The sequence below is a fragment of the Paenibacillus sp. Z3-2 genome, assembly GCF_054161325.1.
In genome coordinates this window covers 6,195,742-6,214,123 of sequence record NZ_CP096397.1, presented here as the reverse complement: position 1 = coordinate 6,214,123, position 18,382 = coordinate 6,195,742, and the positions used below count along the sequence as shown (strand labels likewise).

Below are 18,382 nucleotides of genomic sequence, written 5' to 3'. Positions count from 1 at the left end.
GTTGAGCCTCCTGTATCCGAATTGCGATCAATGTGGTTCTTCATCTCAGACCTGCTTTAATGTGCGTATTCCGTGGTTGTATTCAGGATCATCTCGACCAGTCCTGGAAAACGCGTGTTCAGTTCTTCCTTTCGTAGGGAATAAAAATGCTGTTTACCTTCAATGCGCGGCTGAATCACGCCAGCTTCACGTAAAATTTTGATGTGATGGGACAACGTGGATTTGGAAATATGGTCTACTTCGAAGGCGGAACAGTTTTTCTCGCCAGAGCTGGCAAGACAGTGTACAATTTTCATGCGGATCGGATCACCCAATGCATTGCAGACCGTGGTCAGCTTGAATTCCGAAGCCATAGGTATTGTTGGAGTTCTCATATCTATGACGTTAGCATATTCGGCTTTCTCTTTCAATGTTTGAAAAATTTCGAACTATACCTTGCGGGGAGTATAAGTATGTTACATTTCTTTTCAGTTAGTTCGAAAATATTCGAACTGAAAGATTGGAAAACGGCTTTTTATTCTAGGAGGAATATGAATGAGTACCACAAGTATCACTACGATGTTGAACAACTATTTCCGTTTATTTGATGCTTCACGTACAGACGAGCGTGCCATGGAAGATTTGTTATCTCTTTTCACACCGGACGCACAGATTGTGCTTAACGGCACCAGCCGAACAGGATTCGACGGTTTTATGAAGGTTTTCTACGAGTACAATAAAGACGTAAAACATATGTGGGACGGTTGGGTGCAACAGCCTGATGGCAGCTACCAAACCAACTGGGCGGTATGCGGACAAGCGGGGGACGGAACGGTATATGCCAAAGCAGGCATTGATATTGCGCGTGTGAATGATGCGGGGCAGATCGTGTACCTGGAGAATGTACAGGCCGATCAGAATGCGTTCAGCAAGTATAATCAGTAATAGCGCAGAAGCCCCACAGTCTTTCAAACTGTTTGGCTTTTTTTTGTGGCATATTTAGCTAATTTGAAAGGCACTGAGGACGAGGGCTTCATCTATCCAATAGCACAGTTTCTGCAAGAAAATGGGTACATAAAAATCGTACATGAAGATCTGTACATGAAAAAGGACCCTCCCGCATGTCCAAAACATGGCGGGAGGGTCTTCTTAAACGTACTTGCATGCCATTCCTATCCTTGCATCGTCTTATTCTGAAAAGCAGCGATATCCGCATACTCCTCTTCGAATTTGCGGGAGATGCGGATGAAGATCGGCAGCAGTTCCCGATAGACGCGGACACTGTCAGGGTCCGGCTGGTGCCGATGTGTTGATCCGATCATGCCGGAGACGGCACTCAGGGAATCGATGCGGCCAAGGGCGTACAAGCCCAGTACAGCTGCGCCGAGGCAGGAGCTTTCAATGCTTTCGGGAATGATGACATCCTGATCGAAAATATCCGCCATCATCTGACGCCACAACTCAGAGCGGGCGAAGCCGCCAGTCGCCTGGATTTTTTTCGGACGACCGATCTTTTCTTCAATCGCCAGCATGACGGTGTACAGGTTGAACAATACACCCTCAAGTGCAGCGCGAATCATATGTTCCTTCTTATGATGCAGCGTCAGACCGAAGAACGAGCCGCGTGCGTTCGGATTCCAGAGCGGAGCCCGCTCACCCGTCATGTACGGATGGAACAGAAGACCTTCCGAACCCGGAGGTACATTTTCGGCGACACGAGTGAGCACTTCATACGGATCGATGCCAAGTCGCTTCGCCGTTTCCACCTCGGAAGCCGCAAACTCGTCCCGAATCCAGCGGAAAATAACACCGCCGTTATTCACCGGCCCGCCAATGACCCATGCATCCTCCGTGAGCGCATAACAGAAGAAACGTCCTTTTGGATCGGTCACCGGTTTGTCCACGACCGTACGAATTGCCCCGCTAGTACCAATGGTTACAGCCACGACGCCTGGATCAATGGCATTCACGCCCAAGTTGGAGAGCACGCCATCACTGGCCCCGATAACAAATGGTGTGGTGACCGCAATGCCCATCTCTTTGGCGTACTCCGGGTGCAATCCCTGTTTTAGCAAATGTGTGGTCGGTACAAGTCGGGATAGATGCTCCGGCGTAACACCCGCCACATGAAGCGCTTCTGCATCCCAGTTGAGTTTCTCCAGATTCATGAGTCCGGTGGCTGAGGCCATCGAGTGGTCGATGACGTATTCAGAGAATAATTTATAGAAGACATATTCTTTCATGGATATGAATTTATGTGTCTGTCTGAATAGTTCCGGTTGATCTCGGGTAAGCCACATGATCTTGGTGAGTGGGGACATCGGATGAATCGGCGTGCCTGTTCTCAGATAGATTTCGTGACCATTCATCTCCGATTTGAGTACTTCGGTCCACTCCGCACTGCGATTATCTGCCCATGTCATGGCCCGCATCAGCGGTTTGCCGTGTTGATCGACTGGCAGGATGCTGTGCATCGCTGAACTGAACGATACAAACAGGATATCCTCTGGCTTCACTCCCGCTTTGGAAGTGGCCTGTTTAACGGATTCGATGACTGCTTTGAAAATATCCTCCGCATCCTGCTCCGCAATCGCAGGTGTGGGGGTGTGCAGCGGATAATCGGCACTGCCTTGAGCCACAATGGTTCCGTTCTGTTCGAACAAGACGGCCTTGGTGGAGGTCGTGCCGATATCTACGCCGATCATATAGGGTGAAGAAGCCATTTTGTCATCCCTCTTTCTTGAATATATAAGTGAAATGAATGCTGTTACACGTTAACACTTCGGGTACAGAAAGCCTTCCGATCGCGTAAATGCGAAGCATATGCTTTCGAAGTAGCTTTCCTCTGGAAAGCTTTTAATTCCATTTCTTCAGGCCCTTTCTGTCCCCTCCGCGCACGTGGCGCTATTCATCCAACTTATATGGCATCTGGTATTTATCTATAGATAAGAATATCAGACTTGAGGGATGGATCAAAATGCCAGAATCTTAATCCTTCACTGCTCCTGCGGCAATATCCGAGATAAACTGGCGACTGATGAACAGGAACATGACGATAAGCGGAATGACGGCGAGCAATGTACCCGCGATAACCATGGCATAGTCTGTGTTATACAGCCCGTTCAATTGAGACAACGCAATCTGCAACGTATACTTACGTTCATCTGTCAGGACGATCAAAGGCCACAGATAATCATTCCATACCCCGATAAAGGTGAACGCGCCGAGGAAAGCAAAGGCAGGTCGCAGAATGGGCAGCGCCACGTTCCAATAGAGTCGGAAGAAATTACAGCCGTCAATGCGTCCTGCATCCAGCAGATCATTCGGAATCGACTCCGTGGCATACTGGCGAATCCAGAAGATGCCGAAGGCGTTCACCATGCCCGGAATAATAAGGGCTTTGAAGGAACCGACCCAGCCGAACGTAGCCATCAGCACGAAGGACGGCACCAGCGACAGCTGGGAAGGAACCATCATGGTGGCGAGCAGCAGGATGAAGAGCCACTTTTTGCCGGGAAAATCAAACTTCGCAAACGCAAACCCCGCCAGCGAGTCAAAAAACAGCACCAAAATCGTTACGAGGCCTGACACAAACAACGTATTCAGAAAAGCCCCCCAGAAATCAATCTGCTGCATCACCCGCGTGATATTATTCCACAGTTCACCCCCGAACCAGAGCTGGGGCGGGAACTTGTAGATATCGGACGTTGTCCGGGTAGACATTACAATCAGCCAATAGAACGGGAACATGGATATGAGCATGCCCCCGATAAGACCGGTATACAACACCAGCGATTTGAGGTGTTTGGTCGCCATGTGCGCTCCCCCTTATCACATCAGGATGATTTGCCTTGAACAAGCTTCCAGTTCACAATCGAGAACAGGGCGATAATGAGGAACATACCCCAGCCAACAGCAGCACCATATCCAAAGTAATTGTTAATGAAGGATTCACGGTAGAGGTACAGTACAATCGTCATGCCTGCTGCACCCGCGCCACCATCATTGCCTACCAATACTTGCGGCTCGGTGAATAGCTGCATACCGCCAATCGTTGATGTAATGACCGTAAACAGGATCACAGGACGCAGCATCGGAATCGTAATTCGAAAAAAGGACTGTATCGCTGATGCGCCATCAATCTTGGCTGCTTCGTATAACGTCTGCGGGATACTCTGTAGCCCGGCCAGATAGATGACGGCGTTATATCCAGTCCAGCGCCAGACCACCATGGAGGAGATTGCGACTTTGATGCCCCATGGTGCATTCAACCACTCCACAACCGGTAATCCGACCGACTGCAACAGATAATTGAGAAAGCCATAATTGTTGGCAAACAAGGCACCGAAGATGATGGCTACCGCCACGATGGACGTGACGTTCGGCAGGAAATAACCAACCCGAAACAGGGTGCGGAACTTCACAAATGGTGCATGCAGCAGAAAGGCAATAATCAGGGCGAAGAAAAGCATCGGAATCGTCGAATAGATCCAGATCATGAACGTATTGCCCACGGCTTGCCAGAACTCGGCATCAGTCAGCATGTATTTGAAATTGTTGAACCCGTTGTACGTCATGACACCGATGCCATCCCATTTATGAAAAGCCAGATAGAGTGAGAATCCGATCGGGAACAGGCCAAATACCGCAAACAGAATATAAAACGGCGATATCGCAACATAAAGTGCACGATGCTCCCACATCCTGGACCACAGTGACTTCTGCCGATCCAGATCAGGTCTTGCATTTCCGGGATCGGGAGTAAGACGAGGTTCAGTTACAGCCATATGAATTCCTCCTTTGCGGATAACGAAACCACACGTTCTTCAGGTTAACGCTGTAATTCCCGCTCGACGCGGTGCACCGTATCCGTCCAGACCTGCTGGGGATCGGCATTTTGCTTTGCGACATCATTCAGCCTTCGAGTAATAATGTTGTGTACGGAGGGGTATCTTTCTCCAAAAAATGCATCCGGCACTTGCTGTGCCGATTCGGCAAATACTGGTCCTGTTGCCTGTCCGCCAAAGAAAGGTTCCTCTTCTTTCATGGCAGGGTCATCAAACACACCTGGAGCAGAAGGGAACAGGTTCAATGTCTGATATTGCTCCAGCTGATTCTCGGGACTTTGCAGCCAGCGAACCAGTTCGAAGGCTTCCTGAGGATGTTCACTCGACTTCAGGATGGACAGGAATGATCCCCCGTTATTGCCATCTCCCCCTGGTGCCCGAGCGACCCGCCACTTCCCGGATGTATCTGGAGCGGCTTCCTGAAGAACTTGCTTCATCCAGACAGCACCTACGAACGAGGCGATCTCGCCATTATTCATCGCGGCGTTCCAGCCTGGTGTCCAGCCGTCTGCGTTGGCAAGCAGTCCCTTCTCTTTGAAAGCTATGGATGTATCCCAGCTTGTTCGAACCAGAGCAGAATCCATACCGATGAATGAACCATCCGGACGGAAATAACGTTCAGCTCCTTGCGACAGCACTTGATTGTAAACGCTTCCAATGTTATCGGTCAGATATACCTTGCCTCCGAATTTCTCCTTGAGCTGTTCTCCAGCAGCGGCATATGCATCCCAGTTGTTGATCTGGCGTGTGACATCTTCGGGTTCAGATGGCAATCCGGCCTCCTTAAACAGATCTTCTCGGTAGAAGAGGGCTGTTGGTCCCGTATCCATCGGGAACCCGATCATCTGTCCACTTGGCGTAACGCCTTGCTTCCATTTCCACGGCAGATATTGGTCTTCAATATCTCCAGCACCGAGATCATACAGATTATAAAAACGGTCCTCACTGGGGAATAGCTCCATGATCCAGTCGTTCAATGCCACAATGTCTGGTTCACCTGAGCGTGCAGCGAGTGTTGTTTTGAGCTTTGCTTTGAAATCACCGCCGATTTTCTGAGCTGTTAGTTCAATATTGGGGAACTTTTCCTTAGCCCTGGCAATCAACTTATCATCGATGGAACGGTTCCAGTACCATAATGTAAGCGTTACCTTTTTGTTGTTCGCTGAATCGTCCTGTCCGGGCCAGATGGAGCATCCGCTTATGAGCAGGACGCAGACCATCAATATGGCTGTCCAGCATGTTCTTTTCCGGCGGATCATGTGCATAACCCCCTCATCGTTAAGTTCGAGGCATGAAGTGCTTTGGACTACAACATTAGTGTATGAGCAGTTTATAAACTCATACCCAATATTCCTGAAATGAAACACATATTTGTGTCCGTTGCGTAACATAATTTTAGTAGTTACTTTAAAAATAAAAGTTACTTGACACTTTATAATTTTTATTTTAAACTAACTTACATAAAGTAACTAATGATAATGAGAATAATATAGATACGTACTATATAATATCCAAGTGATCCATTTTTGCTCAGGATGCGAATCAATCAATACACAAGTTGGCCTAAACAGGAGGAACGACAATGATCAATTCACATATTATTCAACTGCTTGCCCCCAAAATCCAGACTTTTCCGAGTGGAAAAGAGTTTATATACCTCGTAGGGCCGATTAAGCTCCCGGTAAACCTTGATGGAGAGACCAAGACATTCCAGTGGTACAGCTGGATGAAGTCAGACAAAGCGATGGAGAGCGGGGAGTTGATTGAATCCCTTGCTGAGGCTGAGCTGGCAGAGCGTCAACAATCCAGTGTTCTGGTGTATGGTGACTTTGCCGACGCACAAGAAGCGCTGATCCGGATGCATAGTATCTGTCATACAGGCGACATCTTTGGCAGCAAACGTTGTGATTGCGGCTTCCAATTGGAGCAATCCATGAAAATGATCGCTGCTCACGGAGCGGGTGCACTGTTCTACCTTGCCAACCATGAAGGACGTGGCATCGGTCTGTTCAGCAAAGCGATGGCGTACATTTTGCAAGAAGAAGGTCTGGATACGGTAGATGCGAACTTGCAGCTCGGATTCACAGACGATGCCCGCAATTATGACGATGCGATTGCCGTATTGCGTGCGCTTCGCTCTGCTCCGGTTACACTGATCACCAACAATCCACGGAAGCTGGCTGCCTTGCAGGAAGCGGGATTGAATGTGGGTGGACGTGTGCCATTATGGGGAGATCGTTCTGCTTTTAACGAGAAGTATCTGCAAACGAAAGTGAATCGTTCCGGTCACTTGGCAGAAAGTGATGGCTGGGCTGGGGCAGAGACGTTGCTTCCGCATGCGCAGGCTTAATCATTATATAGATGTATGCGATTAGCTGATTAGCCGTTGTTGTACTCTCCGTTATGGAGAAGTGCAGTAACGGCTTTTTGGTATGGATAACAACATAGCGTTCAGATCTTCCTGATTCACGGAATGGCTTGCCGTTCGCACGGCATGGATTATACAATATAGGCATCTGATGAATGCGGGAGGAACCAAGGTGCCATTTGAGGGACAACGTATGTTGCCGGCTGCGAAAAGCATGAAGCAGTTTGAGGCGATCATTGAAGGCCCTTATACTTATGGGGTGATGCTGGAAACTCATATTGCACAGCTTCAGAGTGTAATGGACGAGGCGCGGCGGTATGACAAAAAGATACTTTTGCATGCAGATCTGGTACAGGGATTGAAAAACGATGAGTATGCGGCAGAGTATCTGTGTCAGCACATTCGCCCAGCAGGACTGATCTCTACAAGGGCAAGTGTAATCCAGAAGGCGAAGCAGAAGGGCATTACAGCCATACAACGTATTTTTCTGCTGGACACCCATGCTCTGGAGAAAAGTTATCTGTTGCTGGCCAAAACCCAACCGGATTATATTGAAGTACTACCTGGCGTCATTCCGCATATTATTGCTGAAGTATCTGTGCGTACAGGTATCCCCATTATTGCGGGGGGACTGATCCGCTCACCGGAAGAGGTTGAACTTGCGCTTGGCGTCGGAGCAACGGCAGTGACCACTTCCAACACAGAGCTGATCCGACATTTTGAGAAATCGCTTACACCTTAAAAAGAACCCACAACAGGAGGTTGTCTGTATGGAAAAATATATATTGGCTCTGGATCAAGGAACGACTAGCTCCCGGGCCATTTTGTTTAACCACGGCGGAGAGATTGTGCACATTGCTCAGCAGGAATTTCCCCAATATTTCCCCAAGCCGGGCTGGGTAGAGCAGAATGCCAACGAAATCTGGAGTTCCATTCTTGCCGTAATGGCTTCATGTCTGGCAGAGAGCGGGATCAAACCCGTCCAGATTGCCGGAATTGGAATTACGAATCAGCGGGAGACCGTTGTGGTATGGGACAAAGAAACAGGCAGACCCATCTATAATGCGGTGGTATGGCAGTCCAGACAGACCGCAGACATCTGTGAAGAATTGAAGACGCAGGGACTCGGGGACCTTTTTCGCCGCAAAACAGGATTATTGATCGATCCCTACTTCTCGGGAACGAAGGTCAAATGGGTTCTGGATCATGTCCCTGGTGCCCGAGAGCGGGCAGAGAAGGGTGAACTGTTGTTTGGCACGATTGAGAGCTGGCTGATCTGGAAACTAAGCGGGGGTACACACGTCACGGATATATCCAATGCCTCACGTACCCTGATGTATAACATCTATGATCTGCAATGGGATGACGAATTGTTGGGTATTCTCGACATTCCTAAGGTCATGCTGCCAGAGGTGCGAGGTTCATCCGAGGTGTATGCACACACAACAGACTATCATTTCTTCGGTCATCGGATTCCGATTGCGGGGGCAGCAGGAGATCAACAGGCAGCGATGTTTGGTCAGGGCTGTTATACCAAGGGCAGTATGAAAAATACATATGGTACCGGATGTTTCATGCTCATGAATACGGGAGAGAACCCGGTACAATCGGATCACGGACTAATTACGACCATTGCCTGGGGGATGAATGGCAAGGTTGAGTATGCGCTTGAAGGCAGTATTTTTGTTGCAGGCTCAGCGGTTCAGTGGCTGCGTGACGGTTTAAGAATGCTTCGCTCTTCAAAAGATAGTGAGGACTACGCCTCACGTGTGCCTTCGACAGACGGCGTTTATATGGTACCTGCATTTGTGGGACTGGGCAGTCCGTATTGGGATAGTGAGGTTAAGGGTGCGGTGTTCGGCCTGACCCGGGGCACGACGAAGGAACACTTTATCCGTGCTACACTGGAGGCATTGGCGTATCAGACGAAAGATGTACTGGAGGCGATGGAATCCGACTCGGGTATACCCGTGCATGCTCTGCGTGTCGATGGCGGCGCGGCGGCCAATGATTTCCTGATGCAATTCCAGAGTGATATTCTGGGCATTCCCGTCGAACGCCCTACAGTGAATGAAACAACTGCATTGGGTGCGGCTTATCTGGCAGGTCTGGCGGTGGGGTATTGGACGAACGCGGATGAATTGACCGATCATGAGAATACCGAGCGTGTCTTCCATCCTGTTATGGCTGAGGAACAACGGACAGAACTGTATGCAGGCTGGAAGTGTGCAGTGAACGCAGCGATGGCCTTCAAATAAAAGATATATGATTAATCTGCAATTCTCTCGATGTGGGCATTTGTACTTTATCACTAAACTTATGTTATAAATGATATTTACTGGTGGAAAATGATGCATGATTTACAGGGGAATTCTTCCTGGGGAAGCGAAACCATATGCCCACTATAAGGAAAAAGTTAAGGTTAGTGGATTCATTTGAAATTCCATCCTTTGGCAGAACGACTTTTTGAATTTTTTTTGAATAATGTGTCATTTCAGGACTTCACGCCGTCAAAAATCTGTGATAGGATAAAGGCACAAGTTAAAAAATGATGTCTGGAGATCGGGAGGGACCACGTGCCGCTCAGCAATTGCTGAGCGAATGACGTGGTCCTTTTTTTTGTTTTTTTGCGGATACATCAAGGGAATCAATAGGGGGTTCAAGGATGGCAGAAACGTTCTCGTCAGCACACCGGACCGAATATTTGGAAAGAATGGCGAATGCACATTTTGACATATTGATTATTGGCGGCGGGATTACAGGTGCAGGGATTGCATTGGATGCGGCTTCCCGTGGATTGAAGACAGCGCTTGTAGAAATGCAGGATTTTGCAGCAGGAACATCCAGTCGTTCGACCAAATTGGTCCATGGCGGTTTGCGTTATTTGAAGCAATATGAAGTGAAAATGGTTTCGGAGGTAGGACGGGAGCGGGCTGTAGTGTACGAGAATGGGCCGCATGTGACAACACCGGAACCGATGTTGCTACCAATCTACACGGCAGGTACGTTCGGCCGCTTCAGCACATCCATTGGTCTGATGGTATATGATCGGCTCGCCGGGGTGAAGCGCAGTGAACGACGCCAAATGCTGAATGCCGGTGCAGTGTCGGATAGTGAACCTTTGCTGCGCAAACAGGGATTGTTGGGTGGTGGACTCTATGTGGAGTACCGGACAGACGATGCCAGGCTCACCATTGAAGTCATGAAAGAAGCTGTCAAACGTGGGGCACAGGCAGTGAACTATGTGAAGGCAACAGGTTTCCTGAAGGAGAATGGCAAGATTACAGGTATTCTTGCCGTGGATCAGATCGATGGTCAGACCTATACGCTGAAAGCAAGCAAGGTGATCAACGCTTCCGGTCCCTGGGTGGATGGGCTGCGGGAATTGGATGGTTCACGCCAGGGGAAAACGCTACAGATGACCAAAGGTATTCATTTGGTTTTCGATGGTGAACGGTTTCCGCTAAGACAGGCGGTTTATTTTGATACGCCAGATGGTCGAATGGTATTTGCTGTCCCTCGTGATGGCAAAACCTATGTGGGGACAACCGACACCGTATATCAGGACGATCCTGCACATCCGCTAATCTCCGACTCGGACCGCGATTATGTGATTGATGCAGTCAATGGCATGTTTCCGGATGTACAGATTGGTATCGAGGATGTGGAATCCGGATGGGCGGGTGTACGTCCATTAATTCATGAGGAAGGCAAGAATCCTTCCGAAATTTCACGTAAGGACGAAGTCTGGGTATCCGATTCCGATCTGATTACCATTGCCGGGGGCAAATTAACCGGATACCGTAAAATGGCCGAGATGGTCGTTAATCTGGTCGCGCGCCAGATGGAGCAGGAGCACGGACAATCCATAGGTCCTTGCGTAACGAAGAAGATGCCCATATCCGGCGGGGACGTAGGAGGTTCGGCTGGATTCGCATCGTATGCGGAGCGCAAGATCAAGGATGGTGTTGCCTTGGGGCTTACTCGACCTGCTGCGGAGCGGCTGGTCCGCACGTATGGTTCCAATGTGGAGGCCCTGTATGAGCGAATGCCTGATCCACACACCAAGGCCGAGCTTCATGGCCTATCACAGGAGCTACTGCTGATGTTACGTTATGCGATCGAAGAAGAGATGGCAGTAACCCCGTCTGACTTTTTGGTACGAAGAACAGGAGATCTATTTTTCCGTATTGATGAGGTCCGTCGTTATAAGGCAGCGGTTATCTCCTATATGGCCGGGCATTTGAACTGGTCTGAAGAGCAAGTGGTTATGCATACACAGGAACTGGATCAGCTGTTGTTGGAAGCATCCGGCAAAATCTGAGGCAGGATTTCGCAACTGAAAGTCGAATGGAACATGTAAGCGTGTAACACAGAGAGGGGATTACATCCATGACATTACAGATCGGAATCATTGGAACAGGCTGGTTCAGTAAGGTACATGCAGATATTCTCGCACGAATGGAAGGTGTTCGTGTTGCGAGTGTCTGTGGAACAACGTTGGAAAAGGCAGAGGCTATGGCCTCCGTCTATGATGCTGTTGGTTACGGTGAACTTGAACATATGCTGGATGGTGAGAAGCTGGATGCGGTGTATATCTGTGTGCCTCCGATGTCTCACGGATCGATTGAGTCGGAATTGAATCGTCGCGGAATTCCATTCCTGGTCGAGAAACCGCTGAGTACTGGAATGGACGTTCCGCGTCAGGTGCTCGCTCAGGTACAGAAGAGCGGCTTGTTAACCTCAGTCGGCTACCATTTCCGTTATCAGGAGGCTGCTCAAGTATTGCAACAGGCCATGAAAGAACAGACGGTTGGCATGGCACTTGGCCGCTGGATGGGCGGAATGCCAGGAGTTGCATGGTGGCGGCGCCAGGATGGTTCAGGTGGGCAATTCGTGGAGCAGACCACACATATCGTAGACTTGCTTCGGTATTGTGCAGGAGAAGTTACGGAGGTGTACGCCGTAGCAGCTCAGCGAAGCATGCATGAGAAGCATGAGCATGTTACTGTTGCCGATGTAGCGAATGTGACGCTCAAGCTGGAAAGTGGAGCGATTGCAAGCATCGCCAATACCTGTCTGTTGCCAGACGGAGAGGGCGGTGCAGGGCTGCAGTTCTACACGGATGCAGGGGTGTGGGATTGGACGCCGGAACGTTTGCTTCTGCCAAGTGCTGCAACACATGCGATGGCAGGACTGGAGATTCCGGCAGGACATAATCCATATGAGCGTGAAAATGAAGCGTTCATTCACGCCCTGCGTACGGGAGACCGTTCACGAATTCTGTCCGATTATGCGGATGCCTGTCGTACACAGGAGATTACGACGGCTGCGCTGGTATCTGCAGATTCCGGCCTGCCGGTACAGCTTCAGCCTTCAAAGCATCTCTCTCATTAAAAATATAAATACGCCTGAATCGGGGATTGATCCGCAGATCAACCTGATTCAGGCGTATTTGTGTTGAGTGGAAATAAATGGTAAAGGAGTCCATATTACTCGGATTTCTGCTGTTTCAACCAGTCGGAAGACCAGCTGTAGATCTGATCAATGACAGGCTCAATGGCTCTGCCTTTGGGTGTTAACTCATACTCTACACGAGGAGGAATCTCGGGAAACATATGCCGGGTTACGATACCTTCTGTCTCCATTTCCTTCAATCGCTCCGATAAAAGTCGTCCACTGATGGCCATCTCTGCTTCAAGCTCCGTAAACCGCTTCGGTCCGGACAACAGTTGGTACATAATTAACAGTACCCACTTCTTGCCTATAATGTCTATGGCCTGAGTGATCATACAGGGACTTGGTGCTTTTACTTTTTTAAGCTTCAACGTATTCACCTCGATTCAAGATCATTTTTTTCGCTGATGTATATGAAAGACATGGTTTCTGCCGCGCTAAGATTGGTAGAACATTCAGTTTAATGACGGTCACTACAAAATATACTGTAACATACCTTTTGTATGTATTATACATCATACAGTGAAAAATTACTTGAAGAAATTATCTTATCATTGTATACTAACTTCATAAAAGTAAGTTAGTGATAAATAATATGCATAATATACACATGTACTATTTCGAAAGTGAACTTAGCTAAATAGATGAAAACAGAGTTACCTTCGGGGAACTTTTACATAGATTCTTTTTTTACTATTTATCGCCAAAATAATCATTACATAGTGGGAACATTCAATTCGCTATAGGAGGATATACATATGAACAAGATTTTGGGTTATATTTTTCTGGTTGTGCTAGCAGGTGTATTCGTCATGACAGGGTTTAACAAGATCAGTGGAGCAGACATGATGATTCAGACCTTCGAAAGTTTCTCTTATCCAACATGGACCATGTATCTGCTTGGTGCTGCCGAGTTGCTCAGTGCAGTGGGGCTGCTGATTCCACGTACTCGCATCCTGGCTTCTGGCATACTGACATTCATTCTGATTGGAGCTGTGGGAAGTCATCTGATCTATGCACAATATGATGCTGTTCCGTTCCCGGCTGTGTTGTTGGTAGCTAACATGATTGTCCTGGTTGTGGGCATGCGCAGATTGGAAGAGGAAGAAGAAGGAGATATGGATGCCATTCAGATGTAAAGGAAAATGAATAGAAGATCTGAAACGATATCATGAGATGGCCGCTGCAGATGAGCATAAAAAAAGAAGAACCCACGAAAAACAACGGGTTCTCTTGCAGCGGGACTTCCTGAATCGGAAGGTCTCCTGAACTATAAATGATCGAATACCATTCTTATTATAGTAACTTTTTTAATTGAGAGACGCGTCCTTGGCTAATGCCAAGCTTTTCCGCAATTTGCTGTTGAGCCAAACCGGGATTCTGTTCAACAATTTCTTTCATCTGTTGCAGCATGCGTGCCGTCTTGGGTCGCAGGTCCGGGTATTCTTGGTTGTCAGCAGTGGTCCCTTCTTCCCTAGCGGGAGATGAGACTGAGGCGGATTTGGTAGCAGGACGCTCCACGGGTGCAGGAGCCTGTTTGTTCTGAGGTACGAACCAGTCGGGAGAGTCATCCGGGTGTTTTAATTGAATTGCACAAGCCCGGCAGATGAATTGTTCTTTGAAATACATTTCCGTATCTACATCACCACAAAAAATACATAATGTTGATTTGTACTTTCTTAAAATCAGCTCTTTCCCTTCAATGAAAAACTCAAGCGGATCGCCGATATGGATTTCCATCGTATCCCGCATTTCTTTGGGAAGGACAATTCGTCCAAGACGGTCCAGAGATCTCTTCATTCCGGTTCTTTTCATCGCATCTCCCCCGCAATATTCACAATTAAAAACCTGTCCTTATTGTAAGGAAGAAAGGGCTTTAATACAACAATAATATTTCAAATAAGTGGGATTATTCCATCTATTATGGGAAAATAAGTTTGGAAAGGATGGGTGCAACGGCTAAAGTGAACAATGCGGCCAGCACCATGGAGATACTGGAGATGGTACCTGTCAAGGAACTCAGTTCAAATGCTTTGGATGTCCCTGTGCCATGGGCACCGGTTCCAAACAGCGTGCCTCGTGCAATCTCGCCATCGATGTGCAGCATCTTAACAATAGTAGGACCCATAATTACTCCGAGCAGACCGGTCATTATGACAAAAACCGCTGTAACTGCCGGAATTCCCCCGATGGTTGCTGATACGTTCATGGCAATTGGCGTTGTAATGGAGCGCGGGATCAAGCTATGGATCAGCCCTGAATCCAGTTGCAACCATTTGGCGAGCAGGGCAGAAGAAAGCACGGCAACGACCGAGCCGGTCATGACACTGAAGACGATCTCGGAAATATGTTTTTTGAGCACATGGAAAAAGGTATACAGCGGTACGGCAAAAGCCACGGTGGCCGGTTGAAGCAGGAGGCTCAGCCATTTGCCGCCGCTGCTATACGTGGTATAATCCGTTCCCGTTGCGAGCAGTATGCCTACGACAAGCAGTGGCGTAATGAGCAGCGGAGACAGATAAACTTTTGGCAGATTGCGATACATTCGTTTGGCAACTCCGTATATACCGACGGTTAACAACAGGCAGAGGAATCCAATCATCCGGTGTGACGCTCCTTTCGTTTCGCAATTCGTGTAGCCACCAGTCCTGTACAGGACATGACCAGAAATGTACTAAGCAGTACGATGAATAAAATCTGCAGACCGTCATGCTCCAGCATGGGCATATAGTTCATAATGCCAACGGCTGACGGAATAAAAAATAACAATAGTTCACCGAGTAGCCAGGCAGCTCCAACTTCAATCCAGCGCAGCTTCACGACACGGGTCTGAAGCAGAATGAATAGCACGACCATACCGAGTATCGAACCCGGTACAGGAAGATGGAGAGTACGGGCCAACAGGTCCATAATCAGTGAAAAAACCATTAAGAGCGCAACCTGTGCAATACCAAGGCCCCATTTTTTCACTTTAATCCCTCCTTGTATAATCAACGTAATCGTTTGAGTAATTATGAAAATGATTCACTTGATATCACAAATTTTACATGGCATTCTTTCATGAGTAAAATGCATATTAAGAATGTTTACTATTCCATTTATCTATGAGAGGTGGGGATCAACCGATGGATATCCGCCATTTGCAATATTTTCTGGAAGTCGCCAGGCAACAGAGCTTCACAAAAGCCGCTGAAGTGCTATATATCACCCAGCCCACCATCAGCAAGACCGTCAAGAGTCTTGAAGAGGAATTGGGTATCACGTTGTTGGATCGTTATGGTAAGAAAGTGGAACTAACGGATGCAGGTCATGTGTTTTTTCGGCAGGCACTGGAGATTGAAAAATCGTTCCGCAATCTGTCATCCGAGCTGGATGACCTGATGAACTTGAAGAAAGGCCATCTACGAATCGGCTTGCCGCCGATGGTAGGGTCCAGCTTTTTTCCCATGATCATTGGCGAATTCCACAAAGCTTACCCGCAGGTGACTATTCAGCTATTTGAGGATGGGGCCAAAAAAGTGGAGGCCGATGTGATCAGCGGTGCACTGGATATTGGCGTTGCAGTACTGCCAACCGTGGATGAGCTTTTGGATCATTTTGTCTTTGTCAAAGAGAAGCTGAACCTGCTCGTGCACCCTTCACATCCACTTGCGGAGAAAGAATCGGTTGCGTTGCATGAACTGGAAAACGACGCCTTTGTATTGTTTCGGGAGGATTTTGCGTTGCATGACCGGATTATTGCGGCCTGTCAGGAGGCCGGGTTCCAACCCCGGGTGGTGTATGAGAGTTCTCAGTGGGATCTGCTCAGTGCGATGGTTGCCGCCAATCTGGGGGTAGCCTTGCTACCGGAGACCATCTGTCGTGAGGTGGATCATATGCGTGTGAGCATCATCCCCGTAACGGAGCCTGTGATTCCATGGCAACTCGGCATGATCTGGCGGAAAGACCGCTATCTGTCTTTTGCAACGAGAGAGTGGATCGGATTCACGCAGTCGATGCTAGGCGAGTAAGGAAGCGATCGGAAGGTGGTTCTGTCATTGTAGTGCTCCGTGTAAATACTCTTTTGTTGACCCTGGATCGTTGTTACAATGGAAGCATAATCATGGTGGAGGTGTAGGAAAATGAAACTGCGGGTATCCGCTGTACAATACCAATTGCACACAATCAGCTCATTTGAGCAGTTCGCCGCTCAGGCTGAGCATTACATACGGACAGTGAGCGAATACGGAACTGAATTCGTACTGTTCCCGGAATTTTTCACAACGCAATTAATGTCCATTGGAGACGAACAAGGCAATGCACTGACGATTGAGGATCTGCCGAACTTTACGAAGCAATATGAACAACTATTCACATCACTTGCTGCCAAGTACGGCATGCACCTCATCGGGGGAACCCACGTCATTCGCCGTGAAGGGAAGCTGTACAATACAGCCCACATGTTCTACCCGGATGGTCGCATCGCGCGCCAGGACAAGATTCACATTACACCAACCGAAGTCCAAGAATGGAATATGGCTCCGGGGAATGGACTTGAAGTATTTGACACGGATAAAGGCCGCATTGCAATGCTGACCTGTTACGATATTGAATTCCCGGAGATTGTGCGGATGGCTAAAGCCAAAGGTGCAGATGTGATCTTCTGTCCTTCCTGTACGGATGATCGCCATGGTTTCTATCGTGTACGCTATACGAGTCATGCCCGCGCGGTAGAGAATCAGGTGTATGTTGTGTTAACCGGAACGGTGGGTAATCTGCCGACCGTTGATTTCATGCGTGCCAACTATGGACAGGCAGCGATCATTACGCCGAATGATATCCCGTTCCCGCCACGTGGCATTCTGGCCGAGGGTGAAATTAACAACGATATGATTGTAACGGCCGATCTGGATCTGGACTTATTGTATGAGGTGCGCGAACGTGGATCGGTAACGACCTGGCGTGACCGCCGTACTGATCTATATACCGATTGGGAGTAGGCAGCAACGTTTATAACCGAATGGAACAGAGCAGAGCAGGAAATTCATTTGTCAGTGGAAAGGGGCGACCCGGCAACATGTATACCAAAGAAATGCTGATCACCGACCCGGAGCGAAGTGGCAAAAGGGTAAAGGCCGTCGTCCGCAATTATGTTACAGCCGACTTTGAGGAACTCATTCGTATTCAGGCAGAGAGTTTCCCTCCACCTTATCCGGAAGAGCTGCTCTGGAGTCACGAGCAGCTCAACAGCCATGTAGGGCATTATCCAGAGGGCGCGGTCTGTATTGAAGTAGATGGAGAACTAGCCGGATCGATGACTTCCTTACGGATGCAATGGGACTCTGCACATCCAGTAAGTCATACCTGGGCCGAAGTAACGGATGACGGCTATATTCGTAACCACCAGCCGGATGGCAACACGCTGTATATTGTCGATCTCTGTGTTCGTCCAAAGTACCGCAAGTGGGGACTGGCTCAGCTTATGATGCAGGCGATGTACCATCTTGTCATTGCACAGGGGATGGATCGGTTACTAGGTGCGGGTAGAATGCCGGGTTATCATCTGGTTGCAGACCAGCTGTCTGCGCAGGAATATGTGGACCAGGTGGCTGCGGGAGAGAAGCGTGATCCGGTGATATCGTTCCTGCTTCGTTGTGGCCGCATGCCGGTAGGAGTAACTGCAGACTATCTGGATGATGAGGAGTCCTGCAACTATGCTGCCCTGATGGAGTGGCGGAATCCATTCAAATAA

At 48.5% G+C, this 18,382-nt stretch carries 19 protein-coding genes; 10 read left to right on the top strand and 9 right to left on the bottom strand.

Features of this window, described 5'->3' with window-relative positions; genetic code table 11:
* Positions 1-56 precede the first annotated feature (56 nt).
* A complete protein-coding gene (locus M1D71_RS27705) occupies positions 57-296 on the bottom strand; it encodes an ArsR/SmtB family transcription factor (protein ID WP_458124486.1) in 240 nt (79 codons plus the stop codon).
* Between the two features lie 238 nt (positions 297-534).
* Between M1D71_RS27705 and M1D71_RS27700 the strand changes: the two genes are divergently transcribed.
* Entirely contained in the window at positions 535-924 is a 390-nt protein-coding gene (locus tag M1D71_RS27700; RefSeq protein ID WP_458124485.1) for a nuclear transport factor 2 family protein, read from the top strand.
* A 227-nt stretch (positions 925-1,151) separates the two neighbouring features.
* Here M1D71_RS27700 and gntK read toward each other — a convergent pair whose 3' ends face one another.
* The 4 genes from gntK to M1D71_RS27680 all read right to left on the bottom strand — a co-directional run bounded on the left by gntK (position 1,152) and on the right by M1D71_RS27680 (position 6,085).
* On the bottom strand, positions 1,152-2,702 hold the full coding sequence (gene gntK / locus M1D71_RS27695) for a gluconokinase (protein ID WP_458124484.1): 1,551 nt from the start codon (positions 2,700-2,702) through the stop codon (positions 1,152-1,154).
* 265 nt (positions 2,703-2,967) lie between these two features.
* Entirely contained in the window at positions 2,968-3,795 is an 828-nt protein-coding gene (locus tag M1D71_RS27690) for a carbohydrate ABC transporter permease (protein ID WP_458124483.1), read from the bottom strand.
* A gap of 20 nt (positions 3,796-3,815) precedes the next feature.
* Positions 3,816-4,682, bottom strand: a complete 867-nt coding sequence (locus M1D71_RS27685) for a carbohydrate ABC transporter permease (RefSeq protein ID WP_091013252.1) — start codon at positions 4,680-4,682, stop codon at positions 3,816-3,818.
* Between the two features lie 128 nt (positions 4,683-4,810).
* Positions 4,811-6,085, bottom strand: a complete 1,275-nt coding sequence (locus tag M1D71_RS27680; RefSeq protein WP_458124482.1) for an ABC transporter substrate-binding protein — start codon at positions 6,083-6,085, stop codon at positions 4,811-4,813.
* A gap of 323 nt (positions 6,086-6,408) precedes the next feature.
* On the opposite strand from M1D71_RS27680, the gene M1D71_RS27675 reads away from it, so the two are divergent.
* The 5 genes from M1D71_RS27675 (at position 6,409) to M1D71_RS27655 (ending at position 12,591) form a co-directional block, all read left to right on the top strand.
* The gene (locus tag M1D71_RS27675) at positions 6,409-7,176 is read left to right on the top strand and encodes a GTP cyclohydrolase II (protein ID WP_076329272.1); all 768 of its coding nucleotides are present in this window, start codon (positions 6,409-6,411) and stop codon (positions 7,174-7,176) included.
* 190 nt (positions 7,177-7,366) lie between these two features.
* Complete coding sequence (locus M1D71_RS27670; protein ID WP_458124481.1) at positions 7,367-7,936, top strand: glycerol-3-phosphate responsive antiterminator; 570 nt, start codon at positions 7,367-7,369, stop codon at positions 7,934-7,936.
* Between the two features lie 28 nt (positions 7,937-7,964).
* Positions 7,965-9,452 carry a glycerol kinase GlpK gene (gene glpK, locus M1D71_RS27665; RefSeq protein ID WP_458124480.1) on the top strand — a complete coding sequence of 496 codons (1,488 nt, stop codon included), beginning with the start codon at positions 7,965-7,967 and terminating at the stop codon, positions 9,450-9,452.
* 407 nt (positions 9,453-9,859) lie between these two features.
* Positions 9,860-11,518 (top strand): glycerol-3-phosphate dehydrogenase/oxidase, encoded by a 1,659-nt coding sequence (locus M1D71_RS27660; RefSeq protein WP_458124479.1) that lies wholly within the window; start codon positions 9,860-9,862, stop codon positions 11,516-11,518.
* A gap of 68 nt (positions 11,519-11,586) precedes the next feature.
* Positions 11,587-12,591, top strand: a complete 1,005-nt coding sequence (locus tag M1D71_RS27655; RefSeq protein WP_458124478.1) for a Gfo/Idh/MocA family protein — start codon at positions 11,587-11,589, stop codon at positions 12,589-12,591.
* Positions 12,592-12,686: 95 nt separating this feature from the next.
* On the opposite strand, the gene M1D71_RS27650 is transcribed toward M1D71_RS27655, so the two are convergent.
* Complete coding sequence (locus M1D71_RS27650; protein WP_026081419.1) at positions 12,687-12,986, bottom strand: winged helix-turn-helix transcriptional regulator; 300 nt, start codon at positions 12,984-12,986, stop codon at positions 12,687-12,689.
* A gap of 423 nt (positions 12,987-13,409) precedes the next feature.
* Between M1D71_RS27650 and M1D71_RS27645 the strand changes: the two genes are divergently transcribed.
* The gene (locus M1D71_RS27645; RefSeq protein WP_458124477.1) at positions 13,410-13,790 is read left to right on the top strand and encodes a DoxX family protein; all 381 of its coding nucleotides are present in this window, start codon (positions 13,410-13,412) and stop codon (positions 13,788-13,790) included.
* A 157-nt stretch (positions 13,791-13,947) separates the two neighbouring features.
* Here the strand turns inward: M1D71_RS27645 and M1D71_RS27640 are convergent, their stop codons facing one another.
* From M1D71_RS27640 to M1D71_RS27630, 3 genes are all read right to left on the bottom strand, one after another.
* The gene (locus M1D71_RS27640) at positions 13,948-14,466 is read right to left on the bottom strand and encodes an AbrB/MazE/SpoVT family DNA-binding domain-containing protein (RefSeq protein ID WP_458124476.1); all 519 of its coding nucleotides are present in this window, start codon (positions 14,464-14,466) and stop codon (positions 13,948-13,950) included.
* Between the two features lie 106 nt (positions 14,467-14,572).
* Positions 14,573-15,253, bottom strand: coding sequence for an LrgB family protein (locus M1D71_RS27635; RefSeq protein ID WP_336762773.1), 681 nt, complete (start codon positions 15,251-15,253; stop codon positions 14,573-14,575).
* Entirely contained in the window at positions 15,250-15,621 is a 372-nt protein-coding gene (locus M1D71_RS27630; RefSeq protein ID WP_145324724.1) for a CidA/LrgA family protein, read from the bottom strand. Before M1D71_RS27630 ends, M1D71_RS27635 begins: the two co-directional genes overlap by 4 nt.
* Positions 15,622-15,776: 155 nt before the next feature.
* Between M1D71_RS27630 and cidR the strand changes: the two genes are divergently transcribed.
* From cidR to M1D71_RS27615, 3 genes are all read left to right on the top strand, one after another.
* Positions 15,777-16,661 carry a cidABC operon transcriptional activator CidR gene (cidR, locus tag M1D71_RS27625; protein WP_458124475.1) on the top strand — a complete coding sequence of 295 codons (885 nt, stop codon included), beginning with the start codon at positions 15,777-15,779 and terminating at the stop codon, positions 16,659-16,661.
* Between the two features lie 111 nt (positions 16,662-16,772).
* The gene (locus M1D71_RS27620; RefSeq protein ID WP_458124474.1) at positions 16,773-17,630 is read left to right on the top strand and encodes a carbon-nitrogen hydrolase family protein; all 858 of its coding nucleotides are present in this window, start codon (positions 16,773-16,775) and stop codon (positions 17,628-17,630) included.
* A gap of 77 nt (positions 17,631-17,707) precedes the next feature.
* Entirely contained in the window at positions 17,708-18,382 is a 675-nt protein-coding gene (locus M1D71_RS27615; protein WP_458124473.1) for a GNAT family N-acetyltransferase, read from the top strand.